Raw genomic sequence first — 17669 nt, 5'->3', positions numbered from 1 at the left:
TCAGCGCCGGACGGACCAGCGGGTGGCCGCGAGCGCCTGCGCTGTCCGGGATACCGGACCCGGACCCGCTGACTCATGCGAGGCCTGCTGGCCCGCCAGGATCTGGGCTGCCGCCAGTTCCGCCAACGCCGCTGAGGTCTGGAAGCCATAGCCGCCCTGGCCGGCAAGCCAGTAGAAGCCCGGCGCTTCGGCGTCGAAACCAGCTACTGGAACACCGTCGGCGGCTTCTGTCCGCAGCCCCGTCCACGCCCTGCGGACCCCCGCGATGCCCAGGGTTGTCAGCTGGTTCAGCGTGGCCACGAGCCGCTCCACGTCCCCGGGCCGCGGCTTGGCGTCTTCGGGCCCGCTCGGCACCGACTCGGACGGGGAAATCAGCACGTCGCCGCCTTCGCGGCGGAAGTAGAACGAGTTGTCCGCTGCAGCCACCATCGGGCTGTGTTCCGGCAAGGGGCGTTCGACGGCGGCAATCGCCGCAGTGCGCCGGTACGGCTGCAGCCCGAGCTTCTCCACCCCGCTGATAACAGCCAGTTCATCCGCCCAGGCGCCGGCGGCATTCACCAGCACACCGGATTCGAAAGCTTCCATGCCGGCCCCCACCTGCCAGCCGGAGCCCACCCGCTGCGCGGAGTGGACCCTGGCGCCGGTGATGATGTCCACGCCGGCGGCAAGCGCGCGCCGGCGGTGATCCTCCAGCAGCAGGGGCGCGTTGCAGCCGAAGGAGCCGGTATCCAGGCCGGCAGCGGTGAACGTTTCAGGAAGGAGTGCCGGGCAGAGCTCGAGCGCTTCGGCTGGCGAGATGGACCGCATGTGCCCGCTGGCTTCAGCTGCCACCGCTTCCTCCGAACCGATCAGCATAAAGCTGCGCGGCGTGAGCACAGGCTCGGGCAGTTCGGCGTCGCGGGCGGCAATCAGCTCCAATGTCCGGACGGTCAGTTCCTGGACCACGGGCGGGCCGTAGCTGGGGATGAGCTGCCGGGCGGAGCGGGAGGACGTGTGGTACGCCAGCTCCTGCTCCGCCTCCACCAGTGCCACAGTGCAGGTGCCCGCCAACGCGGAGGCCAGGGACAAGCCGGCGATGCCGCCGCCGACTATCAGGACGTCGTAATGAGCTGCCATGCCTTCATCCTTGCAGAGTTATGCCGGGCTGTGACCGCCCGCAGGCTTAGCCCTCAGCCTGCCACCTCCGCACGGCTGGCGACGAAGGCACTAACGCACGCCTCGACGTCGTCCGCTGAATGAGCGGCCGAAAGCTGCACCCGGATCCTTGCCGCCCCGCGCGGAACCACCGGGAAGCTGAAGGCGGTGACGAAGACGCCGTGTTGCAGCATCCGGTCCGCCACCTTGGCGGCCACGACGGCGTCGCCGAACATCACCGGGACGATGGCGTGTTCGCCGGGCAGCAGGTCGAAGCCTTCCTCCGTCATTCGGCGGCGGAACAATGCGGCGTTCTCGAAGAGCTGGCGCCGGAGATCCGCCGAGTTCTCCACCAGGTCAAGGGCTTTGATGGTGGCTGCCACGATGGCCGGAGCCAACGAGTTTGAGAACAGGTAGGGACGGGCCTTTTGCCGGAGCATGGCCACCACTTCGCTGCGGCCGGAAACGTATCCGCCCGAGGCGCCGCCCAGCGCCTTGCCGAACGTACCGGTGTAGATGTCCACCCGGTGGGACACACCCGCGTGTTCCGGCGTGCCGGCTCCGGTTGCCCCCATAAAGCCCACGGCGTGGGAGTCATCAACCATCACCAGGGCGTCGTGTTTCTCGGCGAGGTCGCAGATGGCCTCCAGTGGCGCCAGGTACCCGTCCATGGAGAAAACGCCGTCGGTAACGATGATCTTGCGGCGGGCATCCTTTGCTTCCACCAGCTTTGACTCCAGGTCCGCCATGTCCTGGTTGGCGTACCTGTACCGCTGTGCCTTGCAGAGGCGGATGCCGTCGATGATGGAGGCATGATTCAGGGCGTCGGAGATGATGGCGTCCTCCGGGCCGAAGAGGGACTCGAAGACGCCGCCGTTCGCGTCAAAGCAGCTGGAGAACAGGATGGTGTCCTCGGTTCCCAGGAAACGGGAGACGCGGGCTTCGAGTTCCAGGTGCAGGTCCTGGGTGCCGCAGATGAAGCGCACACTGGCCATCCCGAAGCCGCGTTCGTCCATGGCCTCCTTGGCTGCCTTGATGATGTCCGGGTGGTCAGCCAGGCCCAGGTAGTTGTTCGCGCAGAAGTTCAGCACATCCGCGCCCGGTTGGCCGAGCACGCCGGCATTGATGTGGCTTGACTGGGGCGAGTTGATGCTGCGTTCGGTCTTGAAGAGTCCGGCGGTACGGATCTCCTCCAGCTCGGTGCCCAGCTGGTCCTTGATCGAGGTGTACATGGTGTTCCTTAGAATCGGGTCCAGTCGAGGACAACTTTTCCGCCGGCGCCGCTGCGGGCAAGCTCGAAGCCCTTTTCCCAGTCGGTGGCAGGGAGCGTATCAGTGACGACGGCGGAGATGCCGGCGTGGAGTACGGGGTTGGAGGACAGCATCGCGCTCATGGCGTACCAGGTTTCGTACATTTCGCGGCCGTAGATGCCCTTGAGCGTCAGCATGTGGGTCACCACCTTGCCCCAGTCAATGGTGATGTCCTGGCTGGGCAGCCCCAGCATCGCGATCCGGCCGCCGTGGTTCATGTTGTCGATCATCTCCGGCAGGGCGGTGGGGTGGCCGGACATCTCCATGCCGATGTCGAATCCCTCCCGCATCCCAAGCTCACGCTGGGCATCGCGGACCCGGGTGGTGGCGACGTTGATGGCGAGGTCTGCGCCCAGCCGGCGGGCCAGGTCCAGCCGGTGCGGGGACACGTCGGTGATGGCGATCTTGCGGGCCCCGGCGTGGCGGGCGACGGCGATAGCCATCAGCCCGATGGGCCCGGCGCCGGTGATCAGCACGTCCTCGCCCACCAGCGGAAAACTCAGGGCGGTGTGCACCGCATTGCCGAAGGGGTCGAAAATGGCGCCCAGTTCCGGAGTCACCGAGGGATCGTGATGCACCCAGACGTTGGTTTCCGGGATCACCACATATTCCGCGAACGCACCGTCGCGCTGGACGCCCACGCTCACGGTGTGGATGCACATCTGCCGCCGGCCCGCCCGGCAGTTCCGGCAGATGCCGCAGACCACATGGCCTTCGCCGGACACCCGGTCTCCGACCTTCACGTCGCGGACATCCTCGCCGACTTCCACCACTTCACCGTAGAACTCGTGGCCCGGGATGAGGGGGGCTTCAATGATCCCCTGCGCCCAGGCATCCCAGGACTGGATGTGGAGGTCGGTGCCGCAGATGCCGGTGGTCATCACCCGGATCTTTACGTCGGCGGGGCCGGCCTCCGGTTCGGGGCGGTCCACGAACTCGAAGCCGGCCTGTGGGCCTGCCTTGTACAAAGCCTTCATCGGCTTCCTTACTCTTTGTCTGCGTCACGTTCTGCATCGTCGGCGGGGTGCTGACCTCCTCATTACAGCGAGGAAGAAGCTTTAGCACAACCGCTAATTTCTCAATCAACGATGTAGCAAAAGCTAACGCATAGACTGAGGGCCATGGAGATACACCAGCTCGAAATCCTTCGTGAACTCGGCGCCCTGGGCAGCGTCAAGGCGGTAGCGGACACGCTGATGGTCACGCCTTCCGCGGTGTCCCAGCAGCTGGCCCTCCTGCAGCGCACCGTGGACGTGCCCCTGACCCGCAAGGAGGGCAGAAACCTGGTCCTCACCGAGGCAGGCCAGGTGCTGGCGGACGCGGGTGCCGCCGTCGTCAACGCCATGGCGGACGCCCGCGGCGCTATCGGGAGTTATCACGGCGACGCGGCCGGCAGGGTCACGCTGTCCGGTTTCCACAGCGTGGGGCAGGCGGTGTTTGCGCCCCTGGCCCGAATCCTCGACGCCCCGGGCCAGCCGCGGATCGAGCTGTCGGATGAGGACGTGGCGCAGCAGGACTTCCCCGCCCTGACGGCGCGCTACGACCTGGTCCTCGCCCACCGGATGGACCACAGCCCCCGCTGGCCTGCCGAACGGGTCACGGTGATACCGCTCGCCCACGAACCGCTGGATGTCGCCTTGCCCGCCGGCCACCCTTTGGCGGGAAAGCCTGCCGTCACGGCGGACGACGTCGGCGGCGAGGCCTGGGTGACCAGCCACACCGGCTACTCCCCCGCCGACGTACTGTCCGCGGTCGCGGCCGTTTCCAGCAGGGAGCTGAACATCGTCCATCGGATCAACGACTACTCCACGGTGGCCGCATTGGTGGCTGCCGGCGGGGTGGTGGGACTGCTGCCGAGGTACACCGCGGGTCCCGTGCTCAATCCCGATATTGTGCTGCGGCCCCTTGAGGGCATCAGCACCCGGCGCCGGATCGACCTGCTGGCCCGGCCGGAAAACCTGAAGCGGCGTTCGGTGATGATTGTCTCCGAAGCGCTGCAGGCCATCATGGCCGGGCTGGTGGAGCAGGGCTGAACCAACGGAGTCGCCCCTGATCACTTGGCCTTGTTGTGTCCTTTGCCGTGACCGTGCCCGTTGCCGCGGCCCAATCCCAGCCCGGGGACATCGCCGGCGCCCTCGACGATCCGCTCCGCCGTTACCTGGTCCCCGTTCTTCACCCCCGAAATCCGCACGGTGTCACCGGTGGCGATGTCCGCGATGGAGGGCTTGACCTTTGTGTCGGCGCTGACAGCATAAGTCTGCGAGTAGCCGTCCTCGCTCTTGACCGTGATCGAAGTGCCGCTGACGGCCTCCGCCGTGCCGCGCTGCTCGAGGATGGTCTGGAAGGTGCCGTCCGCCTTCTTCACCACGCTTTCGCTGTGAAGTTGCTGCGGGCGCTGGGCTTTGTCCGGCTTGTTGTGCCCCGGTGCCTGACCTGATTTGCCCGGCGCGGACTGTGACTCGGAGGGCGACGGCGGGGCGGAGTCACCTGCCGCCCACGCAAACGCTGCCCCCGTCCCGGTCAGGGCCAGGGCCACCGCCCCGGCGAGCACGGCTTTGCGGATCTTCAACGGGTTCCGGACCGACATATAACCTACCTCCCACAGCAACAGCAGGGCCGGTTTTTCCTGGATCCGGCGCCCTGGAGCTTCAGTGTAGGACCGGGGTGCACGGCTGCACACGAGTAGCCGGCGCCATGTGGAAGTGAGTACTACTTAAACGAAAACTGGGCCGCAGGTGACGAACGCCAAAACGACGTTACCTGCGACCCAGTCAGGCGGGAGGGCTAGACGGTGACGCCCAGCTTTTCCAGGATCAGCTCACGGACCCGGGCGGCGTCGGCCTGGCCGCGGGTGGCCTTCATAACGCCACCCACAATGGCACCGATGGCCTGGACTTTGCCGCCGCGGATCTTGTCCGCGACGTCGGGCTGGGCGGCGAGGGCGGCATCAATGGCTTCGAGCAGGGGCCCGTCGTCGGAGACGACGGCCAGGCCGCGCTTCTCCACGATTTCGGCCGGCGTGCCTTCGCCTGCCAGGACGCCGTCCAGCACTTCGGAGGCCATCTTATTGTTGATCTTGCCGTCCTCCACCATGCGTGCGAGCTCAACGATGGTGGCGGGCTGGACACCCAACTGGCCGGGATCCACGTCGGCGTTCTTGGCCCGGCCCACGATCTCGCCCATCCACCACTTGCGGGCAACGGAAGCCGAAGCACCGGCGGCGATGGTTTCCTCGATCTCGTCCATCACTCCGGCGTTCACTACATCGCGGAATTCCAGGTCGGAATAGCCCCAGTCGGCCTGGAGGCGCTTGCGGCGCGCGGCCGGCGGTTCGGGCAGCGTAGCCCGCAGCTCCTCCACCCATTCGCGCGAGGGAACCACGGGAACAAGGTCCGGCTCCGGGAAGTAGCGGTAGTCGTCGGCGTCGGACTTCGCACGGCCGGACGTGGTGGTGCGGGTGTCCTCGTGCCAGTGTCGGGTCTCCTGGGTGACCGTTCCCCCACCGTCCAGGACGGCGGCGTGGCGCTGGATTTCGTAGCGTACGGCGTGTTCGACGGCGCGCAGCGAGTTCACGTTCTTGGTCTCGGACCGGATGCCGAACCGTTCGCGGCCGTGGGGACGGAGCGAGACGTTGGCGTCGCAGCGGACGTTGCCGCGCTCCATCTTCGCGTCGGACACACCAAGGTTCTTGACGATTTCGCGGACGGCAGCCACGTAGGCCTTGGCCAGTTCAGGCGCGCGGGAGCCGGCGCCCTCGATGGGCTTGGTGACGATCTCCACCAGCGGCACGCCGGCGCGGTTGTAGTCCACCAAGGAGAAGTCGGCGCCCTGGATGCGTCCGGTGGCGCCGCCCATGTGGGTCAGCTTTCCGGCGTCCTCCTCCATGTGCGCGCGCTCGATCTCCACCCGGAAAACGGTGCCGTCGGACAGTTCGATGTCCAGGTAGCCGTCGTAGGCAATGGGTTCGTCGTACTGGGAGGTCTGGAAGTTCTTCGGGGTGTCCGGGTAGAAGTAGTTCTTCCGCGCGAACCGGCAGGACTCGGCGATCTTGCAGTTCAGGGCCAGGCCGATCTTGATCGAGGACTCGATCGCGGCCTTGTTCACCACGGGCAGGACGCCGGGCATGCCCAGATCCACTTCGTTGACGTTCGTGTTGGGCTCGTCACCGAAGACGTTCGGGGCGGAGGAGAACATCTTGGTCTTGGTGTTGAGTTCCACGTGGACCTCAAACCCCAGGACGGGATCGTACTTCTCCATGGCCTCTTCGAAGCTCAGGATTGCGTCGGTGTTCATTATTTTGCCTCCTGGCTTCCAACAAGGGTTTCGACAGGCTCAACCACCGGCGAGGCGGCGCCGGCCACGGCAGCGGCCAGGTCCGGGGCCTGGGCCAGCAGCGGGCCGCCCCACTTGGCCTCGAGCAGCGACTCCAGCACGGCGCCCACCCGGTACAGGCGGGCATCCTCACGGGCCGGGGCCAGCAGCTGGATGCCCACGGGGAGGCCGTCCTCGTCCGCAAGGCCGCCCGGCAGGGACAGGCCCGGAACGCCGGCCAGGTTGGCGGGGATGGTGGCGACGTCGTTCAGGTACATTGCCAGCGGATCGTCCAGCTTCTCCCCGAGGCGGAAAGCGGTGGTGGGGGCCGTGGGCGAAATCAGGACGTCGGCCACAGTAAAGGCAGCATCGAAGTCGCGCTGCACCAGGGTGCGGACCTTCTGCGCCGAGCCGTAGTAGGCGTCGTAGTAGCCGGCGGACAGGGCGTACGTGCCCAGGATGATGCGCCGCTTGACCTCGTCGCCGAAGCCGGCGGCGCGGGTGGCACCCATGACGCGTTCGATGGTCATGGGGCCCTCTTCGGGGAGGACGCGCAGGCCGTAACGGACGCCGTCGAACTTTGCGAGGTTGGAGGACGCCTCGGAGGGCATGATCAGGTAGTAGGCGCCCAGCGCGTACTGGAAGTTGGGGCAGGAGACCTCAACGATCTCGGCGCCGGCTTCCTTGAGGAGTTCCAGGGCATCGTTGAAGCGGTTTTCGACGCCGGCCTGGTAGCCCTCGCCGTGGAGCTCCTTGATGATGCCGATCCGAAGGCCCTCGACATTGCCGGTTTTCGCTGCGGCGACGAGGTCCGCCAGCGGGTCCGGCAGCGAGGTGGAGTCGCGGGCATCGTGCCCGCCGATGACCTGGTGCAGGAGCGCCGAGTCCAGGACGGTCCGCGAAACGGGGCCGATCTGGTCCAGCGAGGACGCCATGGCGATGGCGCCGTAGCGGGAGACGCTGCCGTAGGTGGGCTTGACGCCCACGGTGCCGGTGACGGCGCCGGGCTGGCGGATGGATCCGCCGGTGTCGGTGCCGAGGGCGAGCGGAGCCTCAAAAGCGGCGACGGCGGCCGCGGACCCGCCGCCGGAGCCGCCCGGAATCCGGTCCAGGTCCCAGGGGTTGCGCGTGGGTCCGTAGGCGGAGTGCTCGGTGGAGGAGCCCATGGCGAACTCGTCCAGGTTGGTCTTGCCCAGGATGGGCATCTTCGCGGCGCGAAGACGCTCGACGACGGTGGCGTCGTACGGGCTGTGCCAGCCTTCGAGGATTTTGGACCCGGCCGTGGTGGGCTGGCCCACCGTCACGATGAGGTCCTTCACGGCGATGGGCACACCGGCCAGGACATGGAGGGCCTCGGCGTCAGCTCCGCCGGCGGCGCGGATGGCGTCCACTTCGGCGGCGACGGCGAGCGCTTCCGCGGCGTTGACGTGCAGGAACGCGTTGACGCCGCGTTCGCCGCCGTCCACGGCGGCGATCCTGTCCAGATACGCCTGGGTGACCTCGACCGAGGTGACCTCGCCGGCCGCCAGCTTTTCGGCCAGCGCCGCGGCAGAGAGGCGGATGAGTTGGTTGTTGTCAGTCATGGTTATGCCTCATCCAGGATTGCCGGAACCTTGAAACGGTTGTCGTCGGAGTCCGGTGCACCGGAAAGTGCCTGTTCCGCCGTGAACGTGTGGCCCACCACGTCTTCCCGGAACACGTTGGTCAGCGGAATGGGGTGGGACGTGGCCGGCACGTCGTCACCGGCGGCTTCGCTGACGGATTTGACCGAATCAACGATGACGGCGAGTTCTCCGGCCATCCTGTCCAGCTCTTGAGCACTCATCTCGATGTGAGCGAGCCGCGCGAGATGCGCAACATCGTCACGGTTGATCGCAGCCATGGATCTCCCCTGCAAAGTTTGAATTGATTTCCGATCCATTCTAGTGGGGAAACGATGATGCCCGTCTGACGACCCCCAGCGGGCGTCAGACGGGCACCTTCTTACCGAAGGCCGCCCACCAGGGGCAACACCGCGGCAGCTACAGACTAACCGATACCGATAGCTCCGGTCAGCACTCCAATTCCCAGCATGACCAGCGAAACCACTGCCGCGCGCCACAGGACCTTCTTGTGGTGGTCGCCCAGGTCCACCTTGGCCAGCGAGACCAGCAGCAGGATGGCGGGAACCAGCGGGCTCTGCATGTGGAACGGCTGGCCGGTGATGGAGGCTCGTGCCATCTCGGCGCCGCTGATGCCGTAGTGTGCAGCCGTTTCACTCAGGACCGGAAGTACGCCGAAGTAGAAGGCGTCGTTGCTCATGAAGAACGTCATGGGGATGCTCAGGAGACCGGTGATGACGGCCATCAGCGGGCCCATGCTGGACGGGATGATCTGCACCAGCCACGCCGACATCGCTTCCACCATGCCGGTGCCGGTGAGGACGCCGGTGAGCACTGCTGCCGCCATGACCATGCTGACAACGGCAACGATCGACGGCGCGTGGGCCACGATCTGCGCGGCCTGGTCCTTGACGTGCGGGAAGTTCACCAGCAGGGCGATGGCCGAACCGACCATAAAGACGTACGGCAGGGGCACCAGGTCGGCGATGAGCATGCCCATCACGGCCACCGTGAGGGCCAGGTTGAACCACTGCAGCTTTGGGCGCAAGGTGGTGCGGTTGGGGTCCAGTGCGGTGCCGGCCATGGCGGCGTGGTCTTCGTCCACGAGGGTTTCAGTGCGTTCCAGGACAGCTACGGAGGAGCCGTCGACGGCGGGGGCTGCTCCGCCGGGGTTGTCCGCCTTGCGTCCGCGGCCGGTTCCCGGACCGCCGGCAGTACTGCCGCCGTCGAACCCCTCGGCGGTGTCAGGCACGCCCCAGATTTCCGGCTGCGTGGCGCGGAGGCGGTTGCGCTCCTGGAGGCCGAGGACCCAGGCGAAGACCAGGACAACGGCAAGGCCGGCTGCCAGGGACGGGATCATAGGGACGAAAACCTCGTTGACGTCGATCTTCAGGGCGCTGGCGGCGCGGGCGGTGGGGCCGCCCCAGGGGACGATGTTCATGGTGCCGTTGGCCAGGCCGGCCACGCAGGTGAGGACCACGGGGCTCATCTTCAGCCGGAGGTAGATCGGCAGCATGGCAGCAGTGGTGAGGATAAAGGTCGTGGAGCCGTCGCCGTCCAGGGACACGGCGGCTGCCAGCAGGGCGGTGCCCAGGACCACCTTGGCGGGGTCGTTGCCGAGCTTGCGCAGGATGAACCGGACCAGCGGATCAAACAGCCCGACGTCGATCATCAGGCCGAAGTAGATGATGGCGAACATCAGCAGGGCCGCTGTGGAGGTCATGGACTTCATCGAATCCATCACCATGTCGCCAATGCCCAGGCCGGCGCCGGCGAAAAGGCCAAAAACTGTAGGGACGATGATCAGCGCCAGCACTGGCGTCAACTTCTTCGTCATGATCAGCACCATGAATACCGCGATCATGGCGAATCCAAGTAATACCAGCACGGCTGGGCTCCTTCTTTGTGAACAGCGGCACAGCGGTGTGACGCGTGCTACAGACTTTAGGGTGGCCGCCGTCACGGCAGTGCCTTTGGCTCAATTGATTGGCATACTGCTTATTGCGAGCATTTTGCTCATTGTGCTCACGGGCTGAGGAGGCCCGAATTTCCCGCCCGGATCGAGGAGGATCATGCTGCGTTCCAGTCCCCGCGCGCCGCTGCGGTTCTCCACCCAGACTCTGCTGCTGCAGCTGGCGGTGGTCCTTTTGGTGGTTCTGCTCAGCGCGGCCGTCCACGCCTGGCTGACCTATGACCGGGTGGGCCGCGAGGCGGAGAACCAGGCGCTGACGCTGGCCCGGACTGTAGCCTCGGATCCGTCCGTGCGGGCCGACGTACTGGCCATCAGTGAACAGCCCGGCACTCCCCCTGCTTCCGAACTCGCGGCCGGGCCGCTGATGGCATCGGCTGAAGCAGTACGCGCCCGGACCGGTGCCCTGTTTGTGGTGATCACCGACGAAACCGGGATCCGCCTGGCCCACCCGGACCCCCAGCGGCTCGGTGAAAGGGTGAGTACCGATCCGTCCGAGGCGCTGTCCGGCGAGGAAGTGACCACCCGGAACACCGGAACACTCGGACCTTCCGCCGGCGCCAAGGTCCCCGTCTACGCTCCCGGCAGCAGCACGGTGGTGGGCGAGGTCAGCGTGGGGTATTCGATGGAGACCGTGGGCCAGAGCGTGGAACGGGACATCGGCCCGGTCGCCTTGACCGCCACGGGCGCACTGCTCGCCGGCATCCTGGGATCCTTCCTGCTGCGCCGCCGCCTGCACCGGCTCACCCTGGGCCTGGAGCCGGAGGAGATCAGCACCCTGGTCCATGACCAGGTGGCGGTCCTCCAGGGTGTGGACGACGGCGTGATCGGTGTTTCCGCCGACGGCCGGATCACCGTCTTCAACGCCGCCGCCCAGCGCCTGCTGGGGCTGGACGACCTCGCCGGAACACCCTGGGAGGACGCCCCCGTGCCGGACCTGCTGAAGTCCCTGACCCGGGCCGGCTCCGGCGACGCTTCCGCCGTCGAACTGGTGGCGGGCGGCCGGGTGCTGGTGGCCAACGCGCGCAAAGCCCTGCACCGGCGGGAGGACCTGGGCTGGGTGGTGATGCTCCGCGACCGCACAGAGCTGCAGCAGCTCACCCGGCAGCTGGACGCCGTGGGAACCATGTCCACGGCGTTGCGGGCACAGCGGCACGAGTTTGCAAACCAGTTGCACACCATCGCAGGGTTCATGAGCATCGGGCAGCACCAGCAGGCGCGCGAGTACCTGGCCCGGTTGGCCGCGACGGGCCCGCTGAAGTTTCCCGTGGACCAGGCCGAGCTGCTGCAGGACCCGTACCTGCAGGCCTTTGTCGGGGCCAAGGGCGTGGAGGCCGACGAGCGCGGGGTGGCCCTGCGCATCGGGCCCGAGACCCTCGTCCGGGGGCAGGTCACCGACGCCCAGGATGTCACCACCGTGCTGGGCAACCTGATCGATAATGCCGTTAATGCCGCCGTGGCCGGCTCTGCGGAGGACCGCTGGGTGGAGCTGGAGGTGCTGGATGAGCCGGCGGACGACGGCGGCACCCTCCATGTGGTGGTCGCTGACTCCGGCGACGGGCTGGCGGAGGGAACGGACGCCGAGGCGGTCTTCGCGGAAGGCTTCACCACTGCGTCCGGCGCGCTGTCCAGAAACAACCGTGCCGGCGGGGGCCAGGGCTTCGGGCTTGCCCTTGCCCGCCAGCTTGCCCGGCGCCGCGGCGGGGACGTTAAGTTGCTGGAGCGTGGGCGGCGGGGCGGCCCCGGAGCAGTCTTTATGGCAACCCTCCCCGGCACCACTGCTGGGACTACGGCGGGAACCAAGGATTCCAGGATCGATGATGCGGCGTCCGAGGACGCTGCGGGAAAGGACACCCATGGCTGATGATTTCCGGGTGCTAATCGTGGATGACGACTTCCACGTGGCCAAGCTGCACGCCGCCTATGTGGATTCGGTGGCGGGGTTCCTGGCCCTGGCGCCGGTGGGAACGGCCTCGCTCGCGCTGCAGGCGATCCACAGCCTGCGGCCGGACCTGGTGCTGCTGGACGTTTACCTGCCCGATGCCTCGGGGCTGGACCTTTTGCAGCAGTTGGACGTGGACACCGTGATCCTCAGCGCCGCTTCGGACGCCGCCTCCATCCGGGTGGCGTTCCGCCGGGGTGCGCTGGGCTACCTGCTGAAGCCGTTTACTTCCGAGTCCCTGTCCCAGCAGCTGCGGTCCTATGCGCGGTACCGGCGCCTGCTGTCCCAGCCCGGGGCACTGGACCAGGACGGGGTGGAGCGGGCCAAGCGCTCGCTCATCCCCGGTGACGTCACGCCGTCGTCCAAGCCGAGGTCCGCGACGGAGGCCGCTGTGCTCGAGTCTTTGGTTCCCGGCGAGCAGTACTCAGCCGCGGAGGTGGCAGGCCGGGTGGGTGTTTCCCGGGCGACGGCACAGCGGTACCTGTCCTCGCTGGCCGACGACGGCGCCGTGGACATCCAGCTGCGCTACGGGACCACCGGCAGGCCGGAGCACCGCTACGGCCTGCCGGCTGGATAAATTAGTTCGCGCTCTTCTGGGCCACGAGCTCGATTTCGACCAGCATTTCGGGGTCCAGGAAGGGCAGGACGTGGACCAGGGACAGGGTTGGCCGGATGTCGCCGAACACTTCACCGTGCGCGCGGCCGGCTTCTTCCCACTTGCTGATGTCCGTCAGGTAAAGCTTGGACTGGACCACATCCTCGAAGCTGAAGCCGGCGTCCGCGAGGACCTTGCCGAGCTTCTGCAGGATGAACTGGGTCTGGGTGTAGAAGTCGTTCCCCACGATGCCGTCCTCGCCGCTGGCGGCCGTGGCGGAAATGTAGAGGGTGTTGTCCACCTGGACGGCGCGGGAGTAGCCGAGGGTCTGTTCCCAGACGGAGCCGGTGCCGAAGGTTTTGCGCATGGTGGGCCTTTCAAAGCTGGAATGAGTCGGCACCACTTTAGGGCGGCTACAGGTCCAGCCGGTAAACCAGCAGTTTTATGTCAGTTCCGGGGACGAACCAGTCCCTCTCCGGCACCCTGGCGAAGCCGGTCCTGTTGTACAGGCCGTGTGCGCTCTCCCAGGTCTCGCCGGTGGTGAGGGCTACCGCCCTGATACCCGGCAGGGACCGGGCATGAGCGATGATGGCCTCCACCATCGCTCTGCCTGCTCCGCTGCGCTGGACTGCAGGGTCAACCACCAGCATGCGGAATTCCAGCTCATCGGGCAGGGCGATGTCCGCGTACGGCTCCCCAGCCAAAGCCAGGGTCACCGAACCCACCACGTCTCCGGCCCGCTCCGCCACCCAGACGGTGGCCTGGCCTGCGCGCTGTGCGACGTCCTGGACCTTGCGCATATACGGGTGCTCGGCGTCCTCAAAGTACCCGGCGGCCAGATAGGAATCCCTGGTGATGCGGGCAACGGCGTCGAAATCGGATTCGACGGCGGGACGGACGGTTATCGGCGAAGGCACCCATCAATGGTAGGGGTACCAGCCGGTAACACCGCGTGAAAGTGCGCTTTTCGTGACTGAACTATCAGTCCGGGCGGAATGGCAGGCAATGCGGAACCGGCAGTCAGAGCGGAAATTTGCCGGACAGCTCCAGGCTCGCCGCGCAGGTCCAGGCGTCCAGCCGCTCCTGGTCGGTGGGGCCGCCATCCAGCGGGCTGGTCAGCCGGGGGCGGCGGACCCAGCAGCCGGCTTCCTCCGCGATCAGGGCACCGGCGGAGAAGTCGTGCTCATTGAGCCCGCGTTCGCCGAAGGCGTCGTGTGTTCCGTCCGCCACCATGCACAGGTCCAGCGCGGCGGACCCCAGCCGGCGGACATCCGCGAATCCCTCCAGCAGTTCGGCCAAATGGGCGGCCTGCTCCGACCGGACGCCCGGATCGTAGCTGAACCCGGTGGCAAGGAGCTGCCCCTTGCGGCCCGGCACAGGCCCTTCCAGCCGGGTCAGGGTGCCGGCTTCTTCCAGCCACGCACCCTGGCCGCGGGCAGCGTAGTAGATGCGGCCCAGGGCAGGGGCGTTGACGACGCCGGCCAGCCAGGTGCCGTCGGCATCCGCCACGGCCACGGACGTGCCGTAGTAGACAATGTTGCGGATGAAGTTGGTGGTGCCGTCCAGCGGGTCGATGGACCAGCGGTAGCCGGAGGGGTCCGCCGGCCTGGTGGTGCCGTGTTCCTCGCCGGTGATGCTGTCCCCCGGCCGCGCGGCCGCGATGACGTCACGGACGGCGTTCTCAGCGGCGACGTCGAACGCGGTGACCCAATCTCCGGCATCGCCCTTGTTGCTGGCATGGAGCGCGTCGGCGTTCCGGCCGGCGAGGACACGCGCCCCGGCGGCCGCGGCCTGCTTGGCCACCTCCAACAGTTCAGTCACGCCGGTCATCGGGCTGCCTCCGCTTCTGCCGGTTCTGCCTCAGTCCCAGCGCCGCCTTCCAGTGCTGCGGGCCCGCCGGCGAGAAGCTGCCGGAAGCCGTCCTCATCCAGTACGGGAATGCCGAGTTGTTCGGCCTTGTCCAGTTTTGTGCCGGCGCTTTCGCCGGCCACCAGGTAACTGGTGTTCTTGGAGACGGAGCCCGCCGCCTTGCCTCCCCGGAGAAGGATGGCTTCCTTCGCCTCGTCCCGGCTGAAGCCGGGGAGTGAGCCGGTGACCACAACGGTGAGGCCTTCGAGGGTCCGCGGCATGGACTCATCCCGCTCGTCCTCCATGCGGACACCGGCCGCAGCCCAGCGGTCCACGATTTCGACGTGCCAGTCCTCGGCAAACCACTCCTTCAGCGCGGCTGCAATGGTGGGGCCGACGCCGTCAACGTGTGCCAGTTCCTCCTCCGAAGCCGCCCGGATGGCGTCCATGGTGCCGAAGGCCTGCGCAAGCGCCCGCGACGCCCGGGGGCCGACGTGCCGGATGGACAGGGCCACCAGGACCCGCCACAGCGGCTGGGTTTTAGCCTTTTCCAGCTCCTTGAACAGCTTCTCGGTGGTGGCGGTGGGCTTGGACGGCGACTTCGCGGTGCCCTTGCTGTAGAAGTAGGGCACCAGCTCGAACTCCTCGGTGGGCACGCCCTTGCTGCGCTTCTCGCGCCTGATGCGGACGTCCGCCAGGGTCTCGGGGGTGAGGTCGAACAGGGCAGCTTCGGTGGTCAGCGGCGGAACCTCGGGTTCTGCCGGCTGGGTGAGGGCGATGGCAGCTTCCCAGCCGAGGGCTTCGATGTCGAAGGCACCACGGCCGGCCAGGTGGAACACCCGCTCCCGCAGTTGGGACGGGCAGGATTTTGAGTTGGGGCAGCGGATGTCCACGTCGCCTTCCTTGGCCGGGGCCAGGGGCGTGCCGCAGGAGGGGCACTCGGCGGGCATCACGAAGTCGCGGACCGGAGGATCCTGCTGGTCGCGCAGGGCAAGGACCGGTCCCACGATTTCCGGAATGACGTCGCCCGCCTTGCGCAGGATGACGATGTCTCCGATCTTGACGCCCTTGGCCTTGACCACGTCCTGGTTGTGCAGGGTAGCCATTTCCACTGTGGAGCCGGCAACCTTGACCGGCTCCATCATGCCGAAGGGCGTGACGCGGCCGGTGCGGCCCACGTTGACCTGGATGTCCAGGAGCTTGGTGTGGACTTCCTCCGGCGGGTACTTGTAGGCGACAGCCCACCGGGGCACCCGGGTGGTGTAGCCGAGGGCCCGCTGGGTGGCGAAGTCATCCACCTTGACCACAATGCCGTCAATTTCGTGCAGCAGTTTGTGGCGCTTGTCCCCATACCGCTTGATGAAGTCAAGGACCTCGTCCAGGCTCCCCAGCACTTCGGAGTAGGGGCTGACCGGCAGGCCCCAGTTCTTCAGCAGGTCGTACGTTTCGGACTGGCTGCGCGCCTGGAGCCCTTCGCGCGCCCCGATGCCGTGGACAAACATCTTCAGGGGCCGTTTGGCTGTTTCCGCCGGGTCCTTTTGCCGCAACGAGCCGGCTGCCGCATTGCGCGGGTTGGCCAGCGGCGCCTTCCCTGCCTCAATGAGCGCTTCGTTGAACTCCGCGAATGCCTGCGAGGGGATGAACACTTCGCCCCGGATTTCCACTTCCGCCGGAAACCCTTCCCCACTCAACTCCTGCGGGATTTCCTTGATGGTGAGGACGTTGTGGGTAATGTCCTCCCCCGTGGTGCCGTCGCCGCGCGTGGCGGCGCGTACCAGTTTGCCGTCCCGGTACAGCAGGTTGACCGCGAGTCCGTCGATCTTCAGTTCGGTCAGCCAGGCCGGCTGTTGCGATCCGTCACCGATTTTCCCGATACTGGCCGACGCTTTGGTGAGCCAGGCTTCGAGTTCCTCGAGGGAAAAAACATCCTCAAGGCTGTACATCCGCTGCAGGTGCTCCACGGCAGCGAACGCGGCGGAGACTTCCCCTCCCACTTCCTGGGTTGGCGAGTCATTGGACACCAGTTCCGGATGCAGTGCCTCGATTTCCTCCAGCCGCCGGAACAGTTCGTCGAATTCGGCGTCGGAGACCAGGGGTTCGTCTTCCTGGTAGTACGCGAACCGGTACTTCCGGACCAGGTCCACGAGATTCTCGTACTCCTCGCGGACTGCGTCGGTGGGGGTTGCTTCCGGCTCGACGGGTTCGGTGGTGCGGGTGGCGGTCTGTTCTGCGGGGCCTGGTCCTGTACTCACAGACCTATCTTGCCATCAAGGCACGTCAGCGCCGTGGCGGCGCCACTGACCTCAGTGGGTCCGGGTACGCGGCCGGTTCCTGCCCCACCAGATGAAGGAAGCGGCGGCGGCGCCCAGCAACAGGACGCCGGCGAGGACCGGCAGGAGAGCCGGCCCGCCGGGGCCGGAATCACCCGCAACGGTGACAGCCGCGGCCCGGGTTGCACGGGCGGACTTGGTGACGGGCGTGTTCCAGTCCTGTCCGCTGGACGGGCCCGTGGGCGGCGGAGACCCGGTGTATCCCGTGGCGGAAACTGACGGGCCGGCGGCTGATTCTTCCGGTCTTGAGGCCGGGGCAGCCGGTGCCGGCTCCACCGCGGGAGGCGCCACCGACGGTGCGGGCTGTTCCGGCGGCGCCGGCACAGGGTCCGCGGGCGGAGCCGGCGGACTTTCGGGTTCCTTGGGTTTGCGGGTACGAGTGGGGTCGGCGGGTCCCTGGTCACCTGCCGGCTCCGTCCCGCAAAACACCAGAAAGCACTGGTCGGGTGATGTGGTGGATACAGGGGTGGGCTCCGTGGAATCCGCAGCCGCGGGGCCGCCCGGAAAGAGGGAAACGGTAAGGGCGAGGACCGCTGCTGATGCCGTCGTCGACGCAACGCGGAAGACCGGTGAAGACGGGGTCATTGCTACCTTTCGATGCGCGCAGTCCCCCCACCGCGGCTTTCTGG

General features: G+C 67.0%; 16 protein-coding genes. 3 read left to right on the top strand and 13 right to left on the bottom strand.

What is annotated here, in order from left to right:
• Genes AC3A4Z_RS17880 through tdh form a run of 3 tightly spaced genes read right to left on the bottom strand, consistent with a single transcriptional unit; the run spans window position 1 to window position 3421 of the window.
• A complete protein-coding gene (locus AC3A4Z_RS17880; RefSeq protein WP_498712968.1) occupies window positions 1–1116 on the bottom strand; it encodes an NAD(P)/FAD-dependent oxidoreductase in 1116 nt (371 codons plus the stop codon).
• A gap of 53 nt (window positions 1117–1169) precedes the next feature.
• The gene (locus tag AC3A4Z_RS17875; RefSeq protein WP_498712967.1) at window positions 1170–2366 is read right to left on the bottom strand and encodes a glycine C-acetyltransferase; all 1197 of its coding nucleotides are present in this window, start codon (window positions 2364–2366) and stop codon (window positions 1170–1172) included.
• 8 nt (window positions 2367–2374) lie between these two features.
• The gene (tdh, locus tag AC3A4Z_RS17870) at window positions 2375–3421 is read right to left on the bottom strand and encodes an L-threonine 3-dehydrogenase (protein ID WP_498712966.1); all 1047 of its coding nucleotides are present in this window, start codon (window positions 3419–3421) and stop codon (window positions 2375–2377) included.
• A gap of 144 nt (window positions 3422–3565) precedes the next feature.
• Between tdh and AC3A4Z_RS17865 the strand changes: the two genes are divergently transcribed.
• A complete protein-coding gene (locus AC3A4Z_RS17865) occupies window positions 3566–4477 on the top strand; it encodes a LysR family transcriptional regulator (RefSeq protein WP_498712965.1) in 912 nt (303 codons plus the stop codon).
• A gap of 20 nt (window positions 4478–4497) precedes the next feature.
• Here AC3A4Z_RS17865 and AC3A4Z_RS17860 read toward each other — a convergent pair whose 3' ends face one another.
• The 5 genes from AC3A4Z_RS17860 to AC3A4Z_RS17840 all read right to left on the bottom strand — a co-directional run bounded on the left by AC3A4Z_RS17860 (window position 4498) and on the right by AC3A4Z_RS17840 (window position 10244).
• The gene (locus AC3A4Z_RS17860) at window positions 4498–5031 is read right to left on the bottom strand and encodes a DUF5666 domain-containing protein (RefSeq protein ID WP_498712964.1); all 534 of its coding nucleotides are present in this window, start codon (window positions 5029–5031) and stop codon (window positions 4498–4500) included.
• A gap of 197 nt (window positions 5032–5228) precedes the next feature.
• The gene (gene gatB / locus AC3A4Z_RS17855) at window positions 5229–6737 is read right to left on the bottom strand and encodes an Asp-tRNA(Asn)/Glu-tRNA(Gln) amidotransferase subunit GatB (protein WP_498712963.1); all 1509 of its coding nucleotides are present in this window, start codon (window positions 6735–6737) and stop codon (window positions 5229–5231) included.
• Window positions 6737–8338, bottom strand: coding sequence for an Asp-tRNA(Asn)/Glu-tRNA(Gln) amidotransferase subunit GatA (gene gatA / locus AC3A4Z_RS17850; RefSeq protein WP_498712962.1), 1602 nt, complete (start codon window positions 8336–8338; stop codon window positions 6737–6739). The genes gatB and gatA overlap by 1 nt, the downstream gene beginning before the upstream one ends.
• Before the next feature lie 2 nt (window positions 8339–8340).
• A complete protein-coding gene (gatC, locus tag AC3A4Z_RS17845) occupies window positions 8341–8637 on the bottom strand; it encodes an Asp-tRNA(Asn)/Glu-tRNA(Gln) amidotransferase subunit GatC (RefSeq protein ID WP_013600429.1) in 297 nt (98 codons plus the stop codon).
• Between the two features lie 146 nt (window positions 8638–8783).
• Window positions 8784–10244, bottom strand: a complete 1461-nt coding sequence (locus tag AC3A4Z_RS17840) for a CitMHS family transporter (protein WP_498712961.1) — start codon at window positions 10242–10244, stop codon at window positions 8784–8786.
• Window positions 10245–10428: 184 nt separating this feature from the next.
• Between AC3A4Z_RS17840 and AC3A4Z_RS17835 the strand changes: the two genes are divergently transcribed.
• Together AC3A4Z_RS17835 and AC3A4Z_RS17830 are read left to right on the top strand one after the other, a co-directional pair.
• A complete protein-coding gene (locus AC3A4Z_RS17835) occupies window positions 10429–12189 on the top strand; it encodes a sensor histidine kinase (RefSeq protein WP_498712960.1) in 1761 nt (586 codons plus the stop codon).
• On the top strand, window positions 12182–12844 hold the full coding sequence (locus tag AC3A4Z_RS17830; protein ID WP_498712959.1) for a response regulator: 663 nt from the start codon (window positions 12182–12184) through the stop codon (window positions 12842–12844). The genes AC3A4Z_RS17835 and AC3A4Z_RS17830 overlap by 8 nt, the downstream gene beginning before the upstream one ends.
• A 1-nt stretch (window position 12845) precedes the next feature.
• Here AC3A4Z_RS17830 and AC3A4Z_RS17825 read toward each other — a convergent pair whose 3' ends face one another.
• The 5 genes from AC3A4Z_RS17825 to AC3A4Z_RS17805 all read right to left on the bottom strand — a co-directional run bounded on the left by AC3A4Z_RS17825 (window position 12846) and on the right by AC3A4Z_RS17805 (window position 17625).
• On the bottom strand, window positions 12846–13229 hold the full coding sequence (locus AC3A4Z_RS17825) for a RidA family protein (protein WP_091418300.1): 384 nt from the start codon (window positions 13227–13229) through the stop codon (window positions 12846–12848).
• Between the two features lie 46 nt (window positions 13230–13275).
• Window positions 13276–13779 (bottom strand): GNAT family N-acetyltransferase, encoded by a 504-nt coding sequence (locus AC3A4Z_RS17820; protein ID WP_498712958.1) that lies wholly within the window; start codon window positions 13777–13779, stop codon window positions 13276–13278.
• 103 nt (window positions 13780–13882) lie between these two features.
• Window positions 13883–14692 (bottom strand): inositol monophosphatase family protein, encoded by an 810-nt coding sequence (locus AC3A4Z_RS17815; protein WP_498712957.1) that lies wholly within the window; start codon window positions 14690–14692, stop codon window positions 13883–13885.
• Window positions 14689–16962, bottom strand: a complete 2274-nt coding sequence (gene ligA, locus AC3A4Z_RS17810; RefSeq protein ID WP_498712956.1) for an NAD-dependent DNA ligase LigA — start codon at window positions 16960–16962, stop codon at window positions 14689–14691. The genes AC3A4Z_RS17815 and ligA overlap by 4 nt, the downstream gene beginning before the upstream one ends.
• Window positions 16963–17013: 51 nt before the next feature.
• Window positions 17014–17625: a hypothetical protein gene (locus AC3A4Z_RS17805; protein ID WP_498712955.1), complete on the bottom strand. Its 612-nt coding sequence runs from the start codon at window positions 17623–17625 to the stop codon at window positions 17014–17016.
• Window positions 17626–17669 lie beyond the last annotated feature (44 nt).

The organism is Arthrobacter sp. Soil_C_49, from assembly GCF_057656635.1.
Note: the sequence above shows the minus strand (reverse complement) of the source record. Positions and strands in the feature narration are given on the sequence as shown.

Bases quoted from the DNA above. Each gene is read 5' to 3' on its own strand.
- AC3A4Z_RS17880 (WP_498712968.1), bottom strand. From the start codon at position 1,116: ATGGCAGCTCATTACGACGTCCTGATAGTCGGCGGCGGCATCGCCGGC.
- AC3A4Z_RS17875 (WP_498712967.1), bottom strand. From the start codon at position 2,366: ATGTACACCTCGATCAAGGACCAGCTGGGCACCGAGCTGGAGGAGATC.
- tdh (WP_498712966.1), bottom strand. From the start codon at position 3,421: ATGAAGGCTTTGTACAAGGCAGGCCCACAGGCCGGCTTCGAGTTCGTG.
- AC3A4Z_RS17865 (WP_498712965.1), top strand. From the start codon at position 3,566: ATGGAGATACACCAGCTCGAAATCCTTCGTGAACTCGGCGCCCTGGGC.
- AC3A4Z_RS17860 (WP_498712964.1), bottom strand. From the start codon at position 5,031: ATGTCGGTCCGGAACCCGTTGAAGATCCGCAAAGCCGTGCTCGCCGGG.
- gatB (WP_498712963.1), bottom strand. From the start codon at position 6,737: ATGAACACCGACGCAATCCTGAGCTTCGAAGAGGCCATGGAGAAGTAC.
- gatA (WP_498712962.1), bottom strand. From the start codon at position 8,338: ATGACTGACAACAACCAACTCATCCGCCTCTCTGCCGCGGCGCTGGCC.
- gatC (WP_013600429.1), bottom strand. From the start codon at position 8,637: ATGGCTGCGATCAACCGTGACGATGTTGCGCATCTCGCGCGGCTCGCT.
- AC3A4Z_RS17835 (WP_498712960.1), top strand. From the start codon at position 10,429: ATGCTGCGTTCCAGTCCCCGCGCGCCGCTGCGGTTCTCCACCCAGACT.
- AC3A4Z_RS17830 (WP_498712959.1), top strand. From the start codon at position 12,182: ATGGCTGATGATTTCCGGGTGCTAATCGTGGATGACGACTTCCACGTG.
- AC3A4Z_RS17825 (WP_091418300.1), bottom strand. From the start codon at position 13,229: ATGCGCAAAACCTTCGGCACCGGCTCCGTCTGGGAACAGACCCTCGGC.
- AC3A4Z_RS17815 (WP_498712957.1), bottom strand. From the start codon at position 14,692: ATGACCGGCGTGACTGAACTGTTGGAGGTGGCCAAGCAGGCCGCGGCC.
- AC3A4Z_RS17805 (WP_498712955.1), bottom strand. From the start codon at position 17,625: ATGACCCCGTCTTCACCGGTCTTCCGCGTTGCGTCGACGACGGCATCA.